Source organism: Parasphingorhabdus sp. (assembly GCF_039968395.1).
In the GTDB taxonomy this organism is placed as follows: Bacteria; Pseudomonadota; Alphaproteobacteria; order Sphingomonadales; family Sphingomonadaceae; genus Parasphingorhabdus.
On sequence record NZ_JBDVPV010000004.1, the window covers coordinates 217,830 to 233,576 of the forward strand.

At 53.0% G+C, this 15,747-nt stretch carries 10 protein-coding genes; 6 read left to right on the forward strand and 4 right to left on the reverse strand.

Annotated elements, in window-relative coordinates:
• Positions 1-100: 100 nt before the first annotated feature.
• Positions 101-631 carry a cytochrome c family protein gene (locus tag ABJI30_RS10220; RefSeq protein ID WP_348018089.1) on the forward strand — a complete coding sequence of 177 codons (531 nt, stop codon included), beginning with the start codon at positions 101-103 and terminating at the stop codon, positions 629-631.
• Positions 632-672: 41 nt separating this feature from the next.
• On the opposite strand, the gene ABJI30_RS10225 is transcribed toward ABJI30_RS10220, so the two are convergent.
• The gene (locus ABJI30_RS10225; protein WP_348018090.1) at positions 673-1,305 is read right to left on the reverse strand and encodes an isochorismatase family protein; all 633 of its coding nucleotides are present in this window, start codon (positions 1,303-1,305) and stop codon (positions 673-675) included.
• 218 nt (positions 1,306-1,523) lie between these two features.
• Between ABJI30_RS10225 and ABJI30_RS10230 the strand changes: the two genes are divergently transcribed.
• The gene (locus ABJI30_RS10230) at positions 1,524-3,863 is read left to right on the forward strand and encodes a transketolase (RefSeq protein WP_348018091.1); all 2,340 of its coding nucleotides are present in this window, start codon (positions 1,524-1,526) and stop codon (positions 3,861-3,863) included.
• Positions 3,864-3,921: 58 nt separating this feature from the next.
• Here ABJI30_RS10230 and ABJI30_RS10235 read toward each other — a convergent pair whose 3' ends face one another.
• Positions 3,922-4,695 carry a response regulator gene (locus tag ABJI30_RS10235; protein WP_348018092.1) on the reverse strand — a complete coding sequence of 258 codons (774 nt, stop codon included), beginning with the start codon at positions 4,693-4,695 and terminating at the stop codon, positions 3,922-3,924.
• 349 nt (positions 4,696-5,044) lie between these two features.
• Between ABJI30_RS10235 and ABJI30_RS10240 the strand changes: the two genes are divergently transcribed.
• Positions 5,045-5,446, forward strand: coding sequence for a response regulator transcription factor (locus ABJI30_RS10240; RefSeq protein WP_348018093.1), 402 nt, complete (start codon positions 5,045-5,047; stop codon positions 5,444-5,446).
• Between the two features lie 11 nt (positions 5,447-5,457).
• A complete protein-coding gene (locus ABJI30_RS10245) occupies positions 5,458-7,773 on the forward strand; it encodes a CHASE domain-containing protein (protein ID WP_348018094.1) in 2,316 nt (771 codons plus the stop codon).
• A gap of 55 nt (positions 7,774-7,828) precedes the next feature.
• Here ABJI30_RS10245 and ABJI30_RS10250 read toward each other — a convergent pair whose 3' ends face one another.
• On the reverse strand, positions 7,829-9,469 hold the full coding sequence (locus ABJI30_RS10250; protein WP_348025479.1) for a ShlB/FhaC/HecB family hemolysin secretion/activation protein: 1,641 nt from the start codon (positions 9,467-9,469) through the stop codon (positions 7,829-7,831).
• Between the two features lie 178 nt (positions 9,470-9,647).
• On the opposite strand from ABJI30_RS10250, the gene ABJI30_RS10255 reads away from it, so the two are divergent.
• A complete protein-coding gene (locus tag ABJI30_RS10255) occupies positions 9,648-11,075 on the forward strand; it encodes a FecR family protein (protein WP_348018096.1) in 1,428 nt (475 codons plus the stop codon).
• A gap of 103 nt (positions 11,076-11,178) precedes the next feature.
• A complete protein-coding gene (locus ABJI30_RS10260) occupies positions 11,179-13,506 on the forward strand; it encodes an EAL domain-containing protein (RefSeq protein ID WP_348018097.1) in 2,328 nt (775 codons plus the stop codon).
• A gap of 27 nt (positions 13,507-13,533) precedes the next feature.
• On the opposite strand, the gene ABJI30_RS10265 is transcribed toward ABJI30_RS10260, so the two are convergent.
• Entirely contained in the window at positions 13,534-15,606 is a 2,073-nt protein-coding gene (locus ABJI30_RS10265) for a S9 family peptidase (protein ID WP_348018098.1), read from the reverse strand.
• Positions 15,607-15,747: the final 141 nt, after the last annotated feature.

A 15,747-nucleotide genomic window follows, 5' to 3' on the forward strand; every position in this document is an offset into this window, starting at 1 on the left:
CCCATATCAGAAAGTGCGTTGATCCGCGTTTTGACTTATCTCGATTAAGCCGTTAGCGAATGACTTGTCCATCAAATGATGAAACAAGGCAGGAAAAAATATGGTCAAGATTAAGGCAATGGCGAGCGCTGTGGCACTATCAGCGTTGGCGACAGCTTGTTCTGGTGGGGGCTCCGAACCGAATGAGCCGCCTGAAACTTCTGCCGAGCCGGCTGTCGAAACAGCTGGCGAAACAGCGGCAGAACCAGAAGAAACCACTGCCGAACAGAGCCCTCCAGCCGACGGCGATCTTTCCACAAAGGACGGTGTTGCCTATGCCAGCCTGACCGGCTCCGCCGAAGCCGGAGCGAAAGTGTTCGCACAGTGCCGCACTTGCCACGTCACAGACCCGGGCGTGAACCGGATTGGTCCGTCATTGGCTGGGATTGTTGGTCGGGATGCCGGATCAATCAAGGGCTTTAAATATTCTGCTGCAAATGCCAGCAGCAGCGTGACCTGGACTGAAGAGCAGCTTTATCAATATCTGGAAGACCCACAGAAAGTTGTACCAAAGACAAAAATGATATTTGCGGGCTTGCCGGATGCTCAGAAACGAGCTGACTTAATCGCCTACCTGAAAGATCCCGGCTGAACCCCGATTGCAACAATGCAATAAAGGGCCGGTAGTTTGTTTCAGTCCGAGGGCAATTGGGAAAAATAGTCCTGAATTTCCGACAGGCTCTTCAGGTCCGCATATTTCTGCTCCAGATCAAACAGATTGGCCGACTGCACTTTTGGATCCCGGTCGCCGCAAGCCTCTGAAACCACGATGGGCCGAAATCCGTACTGCAACGCATCGAGCGTCGACGCCCGGACACAACCCGATGTTGAAAAGCCGGAAAGCAGACAGGTATCGACGCCGATCATGTTGAGGGTTGAAGCCAGATGTGTACCAAAAAAAGCACTCGGATATTGTTTGGTGACGACAATTTCGCCTTCCAGCGGACGCAATCGGTCATCAAAATCGCCAAGTCTGCTCCCGATATCGAAAAGCGAAAGCGCCTTGATCTTTTGATAGAACAAGCCGCCGTCTGCTCCGCCTGCCATATATTCAACCCGCGTAAAAATAACCGGTACGCCGCTGCCTCGCGCCAATTCAGCGAGGCGGACCATGGCTTGGAACGCATCTTCAGACCCCACATAAAGGGGCGCACCGGGTTCAATATAGGCTTTCGCAACATCGATAAGGATAAGCGCCGGACGTTTTCCAAACCCGATGTCCCCACCAAATCCGGCAGAGCTGTAATCGTCATGCAAATTCGACATTCGTTCCACCCTTTTTTTCTTCGTTCCGCAGTGAACCGGCATAGCCATGCTACTGTTTTCGGACAGCGGCATAACTGCTTGCCTTGCTGAAACGATATCCGCAATTGCTTTTGTTCATGCATTGGTCAAATCAGCGTCATCTGTTTGACCCGAGACATGTTCTGAAGCACGTTGCAGGATCAACGATCATATCGATGTCAATCAGGATAGTATAAGCGATGAACACAAAAGCAGTCACTGACGATCAGGGCGAAATGCAAATGCTCGAGCTTCTGGAATCGCGTTTGCGCTGGTTGTCCTCCTGGACCGTGCACAATGCCAACCATATTCGTCCGAAACGAGATGGACTGAAGGTTGGCGGTCATCAGGCGAGCTGTTCTTCGATGACAGCGATCATGGCCGCTCTGTATTTTCATGCCTTGCGTCCGGGCGACAAAGTGGCCGTCAAGCCGCATGCCGGACCGGTCCTGCACGCAATACACTATTTGCTCGGCAACCAGAGCCGCGAAAAACTGGAACGGTTCCGTGCTTTGGGCGGCGTTCAAAGCTATCCATCGCGCACCAAAGATACCATTCCGGTCGATTTTTCCACTGGCTCGGTTGGCCTTGGTGTGGCGATAACGGCGTTCTCCAGCTTGATGCAGGATTATTTGATTGCACACGGTCAGCTGGAGGAATCTGAAGCAGGCCGAATGATCGCATTGATGGGCGATGCCGAACTGGATGAAGGCAATATTTATGAATGCCTGATCGAAGCCTACAAACACGACATTCGCAATTGCTGGTGGGTAGTGGACTACAACCGCCAATCGCTGGATAGTACCACTGCGGATCGCATGTTTCGTCGATTTGACGATATTTTCGAGACATGCGGCTGGCGTGTGGTGACCATGAAATACGGGAAACGCCAGATGGCGGCCTTTCGCAAACCCGGAGGAAAAACGCTCGAACAATGGATCGAGAATTGTCCCAATGCCGATTTCGCGGTTCTCACATATCAGGGCGGTGCGGCATGGCGTGAGCGGTTGCTGGCAGACATTGGCAGCAAGCCAAATGTCAAAAAACTTCTGGCCGGCTTTGATGATGATGCATTGGCAGATCTGATGACCAATCTCGGCGGGCACTGTGTCGAAACCCTTTCAGAAGCATTTGATGCTTGTGATGACGATCGCCCGACGCTGTTCATTGCTTACACGGTCAAGGGATTTGGCCTGCCACTCGCCGGGCACAAGGACAACCACTCCGGCATGATGAACCCGACCCAGATTGAGGGATATCGCCAAAGTCTGGGAATTGACGAAGGCCAGGAATGGGAACCTTATGGCGGGCTTGGCGACAATGCGGCCGCCCGGCTCAAGGCGTTTGTGGAAGACTGTGCGCTGGCGAAGCAATCGGCAGAGCCCGAAGCTGCTGTCATCCCCGTTCCCGCCCGCTTTGCGGTGCCGGCCGGCGAAGAGATTTCGACCCAGGCTGCGTTCGGAAAAGTCCTGCTGGATATTGCCAAATCCGGGGAAGATATTGCCGATCGGATCGTCACGACAGCACCGGATGTCACACAGACAACGAATCTCGGTGCCTTTGTGAACCAGCGCGGTCTGTTCAGACGGCAGGAAGTCGCGGATGCCTTTCAACAAGCCAGGATTCCGTCTGCACAAAAATGGTCTGCACATGGCGCAGGTCAGCATGTCGAACTGGGCATTGCGGAGAATAACTTCTTCCTGATGCTGGCATCCATGGGGCTCACGGCACCGCATTTCGGAACTCGCCTGTTGCCAGTCGGAACCGTCTATGATCCATTTATCGCGCGCGGGCTCGATGCTCTGAACTACGGTTGCTATCAGGATGCCCGCTTTTTGCTGGTTGGCACACCTTCTGGACTGACCCTCGGACCAGAAGGGGGTGCGCATCAATCGATCAACACACCGCTGATCGGGATGGGGCAACCGGGTCTGGTTTATTTCGAACCTGCCTGGGCGGACGAAGTTGCGTTGATGATGCGCTGGGCCTTTGAACATATGCAGCAACCAGACGGCAGTTCGGTCTATCTGCGCTTGAGTACCAGATCCATAACCCAGATGGCGCGGAAAAATGATGGCTGGGAGCATGATGCGCTGCAAGGTGGCTACTGGCTTCAGGAGCCGGGGCCGGCAGCCGAAGCAGCTATCGCATTTACCGGTGCAATCGCACCAGAGGTTCTCGAAGCCTATCAAAAACTGGCGGATGATGTTCCCGGGCTCGGTTTGCTCAACGTCACATCACCAGATTTGCTGCACCGGGAGTGGTCAAAATGTCAGGCGGATCGCTGGCAATCCCGGTCGAGGCCCGCAAGTCACGTCGAACAGTTACTTGCCAAGCTGTCACCGGATGCCAGATTGGTCACGGTCCTTGACGGATCGCCGTCTGCGCTGTCCTGGCTGGGAGCGGTTCGGGGCATGAAAGTCAGTCCACTGGGCACAGACAAATTTGGACAGACCGGCGACCTGCAGGATCTATACAAGAGCTATCGTATCGACAGCGACGCCATAATCGACGCCATGGCGGAAACATTCCTGGGCTGAGTTCAGTCAGACGTGCTGAAAGTTCAGTCAAATTGGCACCGCCAGCATCAATTGCGTTTCACCCGTGCGCGCAGTCCAGAATTGACTCGACACACGTCTTGATTTTGGAGGGTCTTTCAGCAATTTGCCAGCGCGCGATACCGTCTTCCAGGTCTTTGGCCTGGAGACCCAGTTCAGGTTCCCCGAACATTCCTGCAGTGCCTGCCAGCTTGTGCATATGATCCGAAATTTCTTGTAAATCCTGATCCAGAAAAGTCCCCACCCGAACGAGGCTCGAAATACTGGACAAGGCTTGTGCACGACGCAATGCATATCGGTCGGTCAGATGATCGGAAAAATGGGGTGCTTTTTCAACGTCCATGGAACCAGATTCGGTTGGATCAGCCATCTCGAGCCGGTCGGACAGAACGCGTTCCAACTCATCCATGAGTATTGGTTTGGAAATATGATCCTGCATGCCTGCAGCAAGACAGCGATCGATATCCTCTGGTTCGGCATTGGCGGTAATTGCAACGATGGGCAGAGTTTTTTCGTCAACGCCAATCGCGCGGATCATCCGCGCGGCCTCGCAGCCGTCCATCACCGGCATTTGAACATCCATCAATACCAGATCATATTGAGCTCCGCGCAAACCTGCATCATCAATTTTGGCCACCGCATCCGCGCCATCAACGGCCAGTTCTGTACGATACCCCAACCGCTCAGCCATCGACCTGATCAGAATCTGGTTCACATCATGATCTTCTACGAGAAGCAAATATCCCCGATATGGTTCAACAGGCAGGCCAATCAGATCCTGTTGTTCTGGATTGTCGTTTGGCAGGCTTTGCACTCTTCAATTTCCTTTTGATAGTTTCCACCAGGACGCGCATCATCATGCTGCTCCACCGGTTCTCATCGTTAACGGCCACTGCAATATTTCTTTGAATCCCGGACCGGTGCTGATCTTGCCAAACCAGGAGCGCGTCAGATCCCGATCTCGTCACGCCGGCTAACTTGTCAGACGATTTTGCGATCAAGATAGTAAATTCGGGGTTAAGTTTTTCAGCTTCCAGCCGTCAATCAAGAATATCTCCTTTTGCCGGTCGCATCTCGATTCAGATGATGCATTCATCAACCGGCATGAAATTTGCTTATCAGGGAATGACACTGGGAAGTTCAGGGAAAGAGGAATTCTGTCAATGGCGCATATCTTGATTGCGGATGACGATGCACTAATCGGCGAAGTCGTGTTTTACGCACTGGAAAAAAACGGCCATTCGGTCGCGGTCGTCGACAATGGTGCAGACGTGCTCGACACGATTTTGAATTCCCGCCCCGACATCGTGATTCTCGATAATCTGATGCCCGGTATGCGCGGCATCGAAGTTTTGGAACAGATGAAAATTTCCGCCACGACCACAGATATCCCGGTGATCATGCTGACATCACAGACCGGGAGAAATCATGTGATCGAGGCGTATCGAGCAGGTGTTTCGGACTATATGACAAAGCCTTTCGAACCGGAAAGCCTTGTGGCGCGCATTGATGACCTGATCGGGAGTTGCGTGACCCCGCCCGCCCTCAGCTTCAACTTGAACTGAGGTCTGTCATCATGCTGAACGAACTTTGGGCAGGCCGAACTCGCAACCGCGCAAACTTGATTATCGGGGCTATCGCGTTGATTGGTCTCGTGGCGCTACCGGCGATCACCGTCTGGGCCTGGACAATTGCCAGCATGGCCAGCCAGGAACGGAATCTTGCGACATTCAATGCGCTCACGGCCGACAATGCCCATGCGATGCGCAGCCGGCTGGACTCCTATCGACAAAGCCTTGATGGCGGAGCGGCGTTATTTGAAACCTCGGATGTTGTGTCACTCGATCAGTGGAAAGCTTATGTCGACGTTCTGGACATTGAAAAAACATTGCCGGGAATAAACGGGATCGGCTATATTGAGCCGGTACCAAAGAACAAAATCGCTGACTATCTGACATCGGTTCGGAACCGGGGTGTCAAAAATATGGACATCCATCCACAAACGGATATCCCTGAAAAGCTTTCCATTACGTATATCGAGCCGATCGAACCCAACAAAGAAGCTGTGGGACTGGACATCGGCTTTGAGTCCAATCGCCGGGAAGCGGCCTATCATGCGCGAGATACCGGCGAAGCAACCATAACCAAACGTATTTTCCTCGTTCAGGATGAAACCCGAAGCGCAGGCTTTCTGCTTCTCCGACCGATGTACAAACAGGATCAGTCATTGCAAACAATGGCACAACGAAAGAAGGCTTTTCGCGGCTGGATCTATGCGCCTTTTATTGCTTCACGTTTCATGGCCGGCCTGACCACCAGTCAGGGTCGAAACTTCGACTTTCAAGTGTTTGATGGCGATTCCAGTGTGGCAACCGATCTGATTTTTAACAGCCAACAGGAAAATCAGTCAAAACACGGCTCGCTCTATTCCACCAGCCAGACGTTCCGCATGATGGAGCAGGACTGGACGGTGGTCTGGAACAGTACCCCCGAATTTGAAGCCAGTGTCAGCACGCAGGAACCGATCCTGATTTTGGTAGGCGGGGTGATTGTCACCGGCGCCTTTGCCATCATGATGTTTTTCTACGCCCGCCGCGAAGCCTATGTGCAGGCGGAAGTAAAAGTCAAAACACAGGAGCTCGTGGCCAAGGAACGCGAGGTCAGCAAAGCCCTTAACCGCGCTGAAGCGGCAACCCAGGCAAAGTCAAAATTCCTCGCCAACATGAGTCATGAAATCCGCACTCCGATGAACGGTGTAATCGGGTTCACCCAGTTGCTCGATGACGGAACGCTCAACGAGGAGCAAAGCCGACATGTTCAGATGATATCTGAATCCGGCACAGCAATGATGAGGCTGCTCAATGATATTCTGGATATTTCCAAAGTCGATGCAGGATTGATGGCGATTAACGAAGCTCCCGTGGACGTTCGAAATGTGTTGAACAGCTGTATCAAGCTGGTTTCACCGACGGCAGAAACGAAAAAGCTGGGCGTTGTTCTCCGGATTGATGAGCAACTCCCTGCGCTCGTCAAAATTGATGGATTGCGACTACGGCAAGTGATGCTGAATTTGCTGGCCAATGGCGTCAAGTTCACGGAAAGCGGGTCCGTCACGGTTGAGGCCAGATATCAGGAGGAACGTTCCCAGTCCCCGGGAGCATTGGGTGGCTCAATCATGACGCTCATTGTCACCGACACCGGAATGGGCATCGCGCCCGATCGGAGAAAGGCGATATTTGAACCTTTCGCGCAAGAAGATGATTCCACCGTTCGGAAATATGGCGGCAGCGGACTTGGCCTCACCATCAGCAATCAGTTGATCGAACTCATGGGCGGGCGAATATCAATGACAAGTCGGGTTGGCGAAGGCTCTGTGTTTACGATCACCCTGCCTGCAAAACGACTGGCAAGTCCGGCCGATCAGGACCCTGAAGCCAATATTGTGGACGCCGAAACGCCGGCGAGGGAAACAGAAATCACCGATAACCGACCTCGTGTTCTTGTGGCAGAGGATCATGATATAAATCAGATGCTGCTTGAAGAGATGTTCGGCAAGATGAGATTGCAATTTGATCTGGCCCAAAACGGGGCCGAAGCAGTTCAAAAAGTTGAGCAAGCCAATCTGGCTGGCCGTCCCTATGATTTGGTGCTCATGGATATTCAGATGCCCGTCGTAGATGGCATAAAGGCAACGAAAATGATCCGTAATGGCGGTATTTCCGCGAGCAGTTTGCCAATTGTGGCATTGACGGCCAACGCCTATGAGCAGGACATTAAAACATGTTTGAACGCCGGGATGCAGGCTCATCTGGCCAAACCTTTTTCCCAGGAAGATCTTGCGGATCTTATTGCAACATGGAGTGTAAAAGGCCACCGCCCCAAAGCTGCCTGATCAACGCGCGATGCTTTGTCGCTAATTTTGCCGAATGATCGGTTCCGGAGTCCGTTTAGAACTGAATTCCCATTTGAACGTTAATCTGCGAAGAGCGATCGTCGCTCTCGAATCGGTCTTCATTGACGGGAGCGGCTGCCTCCACACCGAGATCAAATTTTCCGATCTGGGCACGGAATCCTCCGCCTGTTGACAAAAGAGAACCATCACCGAACCCGGTGCCGATGTTCGAAACATATCCGCCATCGACGAAGCCATAGACTTGCAACCAGTTGAGCCAGTTCGCGACCTTGTTAAAATCCTTGCGGATTTCGGCGAGGCCTAAAATGCCTTCATCTCCAAATCGTTCGCTATAGTCGAACCCTCTACCGAAATTGGGACCACCTACTGCTATCTCGTGCGGAGCCAGCAATGGTTTTGAGGCAATCTGGCCGGTAGCCGCCAGACGCGTGCTAAAGCCTTGCCCCAAATTCAATATGGAGTTGATCCAGAAATGAGCTTTGGTGAATTGGCCGCTGCTATTGGGACGCGAACTGAGCGGGTCAGCCGCTGAATTTGCCCCCAATATTCCGAGACCCTGTGTCACACCAATTCCGCCATATATCCGGCCTGTTCCAACATTGTAATTGCCGGCAAAATTCAAGGATGCCGTTACAATTTCATCTTGCTGAAACAGTGAATTGCTCAATGTTTGTTCGGATTGAAGATAGGCCAGTTCTGCGTTCAGCCAGAGGTTCAAATCATTGCTGCGTTTGAGCGCATGACTTGCAAATACCGAAGCATATCTGTTTCTGCCTTCGAGACCCAGTGCCCGGAGACTGGAGCCCGAACGCGTGCGCCCTGCCGAAGCCGAGAAGCCAACCGACGTATCGCCGTCGCCCAGCACGTTTGTATAGCGCAAGCTCACATAGGTCAGCTCTTTGGGTTCGGCAATCGAGCTTATGACACTTGTCGTCACAGCATCGCTGTCACTCAGCAATCCAGCGATATCAAGTCGCAACCTCGCCCGGATCGGACCGAGGGTGTTCGGACCGTGATTGTCCAGCGATGCATAGCCACTCGAGCGATCCTCGCTGACGGTAACTACCAATATCCCCTTCCCGTTTTCCTGCAAATAGCTGGAGCCATTCAACGTAATCCCGGGGAGATCACCGGCCAGCAGCAATTGCCGTTCTACAATATCCGATCTGGCGGCTTCGCATCTGAGCTTGTCCAGGACTTTTCGCAGCCGCTTGTTCTGCGAGCCGATAATCCGCACTTCATCAATCGCACCGGGATCAAGCGACACGGATACGACCCCCAATTTTATGGCTTGCGGCAATATTTGCGCACTCGCAAATACGTAACCGCCACTGCGCGCAGCTTCGGACACTGCACTGGCCAGCTCTTGCAATGTTTTCTGGTCTGCATTCTGTCCGATAAATTGCTCATATCCTGCGGCCAGCAGCTCCGGTGGAATTTGCGAACGCGAATTGACGCTTACTGCCCCGATGGTGACACCGCTCGCGTCTCCCGCTGTATCGCCGATATCTGATTGAACAACGGGCGCAATGGCAGGATCTAACTGACGGTCAGCTTGCCCCCGAACCGGTTGTTCCCTGACGCTTTCAAAACTGTTCGGGATATCCTGTGCAGCCAAAGACGAGGTCGCACAGCAGGACACAGTGAAAACTGAAAGGCGTAACCAGCTGTACAACGCAAACTCCGACTCAAACAAAACTCAAACCCTATTTAGGTACAAAACCTTAGGAAAAGCTTATCGTCACAGCATTTTAACGGAAAATTCAGTGTCATTTTTAAGCGAATTTTCGGGAACGGCCATTATTTGAGGAAAAATAAGGGCGTGGTGGCCAGGAATGAGCAAGGTTTGGAACATGAAGAAAATTACGCAAATTGTCGCTGCAGCAGTCATTTTGACTGCCAGTCCTGTTTTGGCTGAAACGCCGAAATGGAAAATTTCCGAGAGCAACGGAACCGTTAATGTTCTGCGTTCGGGTGTGTCGAAAATTGCCATCAGCGGAGGCAGCCTGCAAGCAGGTGACATAGTCTCCACGGCCGGAAAAAGCCGTGCGGTACTCGTCCGCGGTCAGGAATATGTTGTCGTATCACCGAATAGCCGCGTGCGGATCAGTGCTCCGAAACAAAGCGGCGGCATCATGCAGTTTTTCCAGGAAATCGGTAATGCCGTGTTCCGGATCGACAAGAAGGCCACGCCCCATTTCGGCGTGGAAACACCATATCTCGCAGCTGTGGTCAAAGGCACGACATTCAGCGTTACGGTGACCGATACAGGTTCCGCTGTTCAAGTAACGGAAGGCGCAGTTCAGGTGTCTACTCCGGATGGCGGGGCTACGCAGCTTTTGTCTCCCGGGATGATCGGCATGGTTTCCAACGATCAGCGATTCAAGCTGGTAATTACCGGTGCCGAAAGCAGAACAATAATCTCGTCCAATGCACCAGCAAACGGAAAAGCCCCATTAACCGGCGAAGACAGTGCTACTCCAACGGAAATTGCCACAGAAAGCTCTGACGGCGTTATCACCGCACCAATTGCGGATACCCCGGTATCCTTGAGTGATTTGACAGGTGGGCTTGTGACAGGCGGAACAACAGCTGGCGCACCAGTGCAACTCGCGATGAACGACGTTAGTCTGCCGTTCGGATCCGAAGCCACTAACAGCGGCTCCAACACCAATCCAGGGACATTTGGCATTGGCAATGGATCAAGCTCCAGCGAAAGCAGCTCGAATATCGTTGGGGGGACAGGTTCTGACGAGGGCGATGACGGGAAAGGATCGTTAATCATTCCTCCTGTCACCAGCGAGCCCGGAGCTGGTCAAACGGCTGGTAACACCGGATCCAGCGGAAATAGTGGTGCCGGTTCGAACACGGGCGGCGGCGCAACCGCAGGACTTAATGCCGGAAATGGCGGCGGCAACGAAAACGCCGGTGCAGGAACCGGGAACGGCAATGCCAATGGAGGATCCGGTCCAAATTATGGCGGCGATCAGCCGGGCGGCACCTGCAGCGGTGTTCCAAATTGCCATAGCGGCCCCAACCCCAATACCGGGAGCGGTGGCGGAACAACAGCATCCAATCCGGCCACTGGTGGCGGGAACGGCAATGGCAATAACGGCGTCGGAAACGGCAATGGCGGAGCCAATGGCACCAACGCCAATGCCGGCGGCGACAATGGAAATTCCAATGGTGGCGGAAGCAGGTTGAAGGAAATTTTGACGGCCCTGTACAATGGCTACCAGGAATACAAAAATGGCAACAATGCCGGAGGCGGGAAAGACTAGTAAAACTGCCGGAAAATCGCTCGACCGACCCCGCCAAATAGGGTTAACGCAATGTAGATACCTCTGATCTACAACCGAACGCAGCATTTGCGCGGAGGTTTCGGTGAGGACAATTATATCCTCTTTCAGTTTCAAAACATGGTCGCGGGCATTGCTGGCATGGAGCATTGCCGTGGCCGTCGCGCTCGGTTTGCATTTTGCTGGATTTGGAGCTGGCATCGAGCAACAAATGGCCAATTTGCGGGCTGACCTGCTCGAAAAGCCGGCAACCGGTGATATCGCCATTGTCGAAATTGATGCCGGATCTATTCAGGCACTGGATAGCTGGCCCTGGCCGCGAGAACATTATGGCGCGCTTGTTGACAGACTGTCCGATGCGGGCGTTGCCCAGATTGCTTTTGATATCGATTTTTCGTCGCACTCGACTGCCGAACAGGACCGCCTGTTTGCAGAATCTCTGAATGCCTCGCGCGCGGCGATCATATTACCAACGTTCAAACAGAAAAGCTCTTCTGCAAACCAAAACTACACCGAGAGCCTGCCGGCGACACCATTTCGCGAGAACGCATTTCTGGCTTCTGTCAACGTGCACCCGGATCAGAACGGGCAGCTCAATAGCTATAGTTTCGGAACAACCACTGACGGTGTCGCGCGCCCATCACTTGCCAGCATGCTGGCTGAAACATCGGGAAATATTGGAGAGAGTTTTTCCATTGATCAGTCAATCAATCCGGCCACAATCCCGCGCTACAGCTTTGCAGAGATACTGGAATCGAACGGATCAGATCTGAATCTTGCCGGCAAAAAGATATTGGTGGGTGCCACGGCAATCGAACTTGGTGACCGCTATCCGATGAGCAGATTTGGGATAATGCCCGGCGTTGTCATACAAGCCATGGCCGCAGAAACTCTGCTTCAAGGCAGCAATATCCCGCAGATCGGATTTTGGCCTCCGCTTGTTCTGGCAATGCTCATCCTGACATTCGGTCTCGCCCGCAATCGTGCCTCGCAAAAGAGGATCACAATATATGCGGCAGCAACAACCGTGATCCTGTTTGCGGCCTTGCTGATATCCGAATATTTCGCTTTCTTTTCGTTTTCGAATATTCCAGCCTTTTTCTTTATTGGAACATTGCTGGTTGCAGAAAAAATTCTGAAAACAAACTTTGCCTTGAAAACCACGCGACTTCAAAACATGACCAGTCAGCTGCCGAATGAGGCTGCTCTGAGAGAATTTCTCTCTCAGCGGGAAAATCGCCAAATTGCGTCCGCCAGACTGACTGACTATCGCGAGTTACTGGTGGTTACGACCGAACAAAGCCGTATCGATCTTTTCCAGAACCTCGCCGACCGTTTCAAATATCTCGCCGAGGATGAAATCATTTATCATCTGGACACGGATATTGTCGGCTGGATTGTCAAAAAGGATTATGTGAACGACATCACCAACCATTTCGACACTGCGGCAGCACTCTTGCAAGCGCCGGTAATGGCGGGCGACACCAAAATCAAACTGAACGCCGCATTTGGGATAAGCGACAGTTCGATCGACAAAGCCAAAATCGCATCCGGGCAAGCTCAGGCTGGTGGCAAGCGCTGGGCAAGACATGATGATGACGCTGCACTGGCCACCAGCCGGAATCAGAGTTTGCTCGCGGATCTGGAACAGGCGATCGAACAGCAAGATATTTGGGTGGTCTATCAACCCAAATGGGATCTGGCAGAGGACCGCTTGTCCGGGGCAGAAGCTTTGGTGCGCTGGAAACACAGAGAACATGGCAATATCAGTCCAGAAGTCTTCGTTCCTTTGCTTGAAAAAGCGGGCCGCGTGAACGAATTGACGCTTTACGTTCTCAAAGTAACCCTCGCAAATGTCACGAATTGGGCGGTGACGCATCCGAACCTAAACTATTCGGTCAATATTTCCGCACAATTGCTGGGAGACAGCGAATTCATCCAAACGGCGATTGGATTGGTCAACGAAGCCAATATCGACAACCACCGCATCATTTTTGAGATGACCGAGACGGCCACACTGGCTGACCCGGAATTGTCCATTAGTGCCCTCGAGCAGGTCCGCGCAGCAGGCATCAGTGTTTCAATCGACGATTATGGTACCGGACAATCAACGATGAGCTATCTGCAGCGCCTTCCCGTCGATGAAATCAAGATTGATCAGAGTTTCGTCAAAACGATGATGACCGACAATGCCAACCAGTTGATGGTCAAATCGACGATTGAGTTGGCCCATGCCCTCAACCTCAAGGTGGTTGCCGAAGGTATCGAAGATCAAGCTTGCATGGACCGGTTGAAGACATTCGGATGCGATGTCGCCCAAGGCTGGCACATTTCAAAAGCCGTTTCGACTGAAGCGTTCATGGCCGACTGGCTGGACATCTCCGGAAGCCGTGATCTCAGGCGCTCCGCCTAAAATTCCGCCACGCCAAAATAGCCCTTCTCATTCGCCTTCCGGTTTCGGGCGGGACGGATCATATTTGCTGAACCAGCCCATGATATTGTCCACCTTGGCAATCAACTGACTGGGCCGCGCGGCGATGAGGTGCGAAGCACCCGGTATCCGGACCAGCGCTGTATCCACTTTCTGAACTTTGAGAGCGGTATAATATTGCTCGGCCTCCCATGCCGGTGTGCGCCAGTCTGCCTCGCCCACCATGACCATCGTCGGTGTTTTCACGTTCGCCACGATGGACAGCGGCGAGCGCCTCCAATATTCTTCGGGTTGCTCCCACGGTTGGGCACGGAACCAGTGCCGGCTGACATAGCGCGCAATATCTCCGGCGAGCGCCATACTCGTCCAGTTGATCACCGGTTTGATTGTCGCCGCAGCTGCAAATCGATCGGTTTTTCCCACTGCCCACGCCGTCAGAACGCCGCCGCCAGACCCTCCTGTAATAAACAAGCGATCAGCAGAAACATAGTTTTTGGCGATCAGCGCATCGACGACGCTCATCAAATCGTCGTGATCTTTGCCGGGATAGTCCAAGTCAATAAGTTGCGCGAATTCTTCACCATAGCCGGTCGACCCCCGCGGATTCACATAAGCAGTCACATAGCCTTCGGCAGCATAACGCTGAATTTCTGCCGAGAAATAGGGGCCATACATGGAATGAGGCCCACCGTGAATTTCAAGGATCATCGGGAAAGACCCATCAGCTTTGAAACCGGGTGGCAGCGCGATCCACGCCTCGATCTCTCGCCCGTCATGGCTTGACGAAACTTTGATTTCTTCGATGCGTGCGAGATTCAAATTTCCCAGTGCATCCTCGTTCAGGCGTGTCATAGTCCGACCAGCGCGCCCGCCCCTGGAAAGTGCGATTTCTGCGGGCCGGTTCTCAACCGCTTTGGTGTAAGTGATGATCGGGCTACTCCCCCCTGCCCTTGTTGCAACTGAAAAACTCCCAGAGGCATAGGGCCGTCCGATAGACGTGCCGCCCATGTCGTCGAGCAACGTCGTGACTTTGCCGGACAAATCAATCGACACCAGCGACAACAGACCATCTACTTCCGCTTGTGCAATCAAGGCACGTCCATCCGCACGCCATTCAAAAGCATCGATGGATCGGTCAAAACTAGCTGTGAGATTTCGGGATCCGGATCCGTCCGGTGCCATCACGTAAAGCTCGGTATGCTGATAGGATTTCAATTTGTCATCGAAGCCGAGATAGGCAATCCGCGCACCATTGGCCGAAACGGCTGGCGCAAAGTCCGGGCCATCTCGCTGGGTTAGAGCCGTTCGGTTCAGACTGTTCAGTTCGATGCGGTAAATTTCGCTTTCAATCGGATCAAGGTCCGCATTTTCGACATCATTGCCGGTGACCAGCAATTTATCGTTGCCGAGCCATTGCGGAGAGTTAAATCCATTGTCGCCCGACGTGACCTGGCGGGGTGTACCGCCATCTGTGCTGAGAACGAAGACATGGGTTGTCCCTTTGGGCAAATAACCGGCACCATCAAAACGAAACACCAGATCGTCGATCACACGTACGGGTTCTGCCCACTCTGCGCCCTCCGCACTTTTTGGAGGTTTGGCGAAGGATGCTTTTTCTTCCGGAACAAGCATGGAAAAGGCAATCGACCTGCCATCAGGCGACCAGACAGGTGCGCTGGCTCCATTTTCCAGCTGGGCCAGTGAAAAGCTTTCCCCGCTATCGGTATAACGCAACCTGAGATCGGGCTTGCCATTGGTTGTGGTGAGATAGACAAGTCGATCGCCATTTGGCGACCAGCGGACCGACGAACTGGACCCTTTGCCCGAAACCATCGGGCGATGAGCACCGGATCTGGTATCAATCATCCACAAATCGCTGATCACGCGGTCCTTGAACTTGTCCATCGACTTTCTTGCATAAACGATGGTCGAACCGTCGGGCGAAATTTGCGGGCTATCTCCGAATTCCAGGTCAAAAACACGGTCTGACGTGAATTTCCCGGCATCGCTTTCATTTGCGGCTGAAATTGAACTGCCCAGTGACGACAAGCAAAGTGCAACACAAGCATGGCGTAATTTCATATGTTCTCCGTGATCAAGTATCGACAGGTTTAAGGCATCGCCGCCAGTTTGCCAGCCGGAAATTTCAATCCCGTTCCGAACTTGGTGCTGGCGGCCTCGTCGCCTGCCAATTGTGATGATTGGACTCCGGCCGATAGTCGC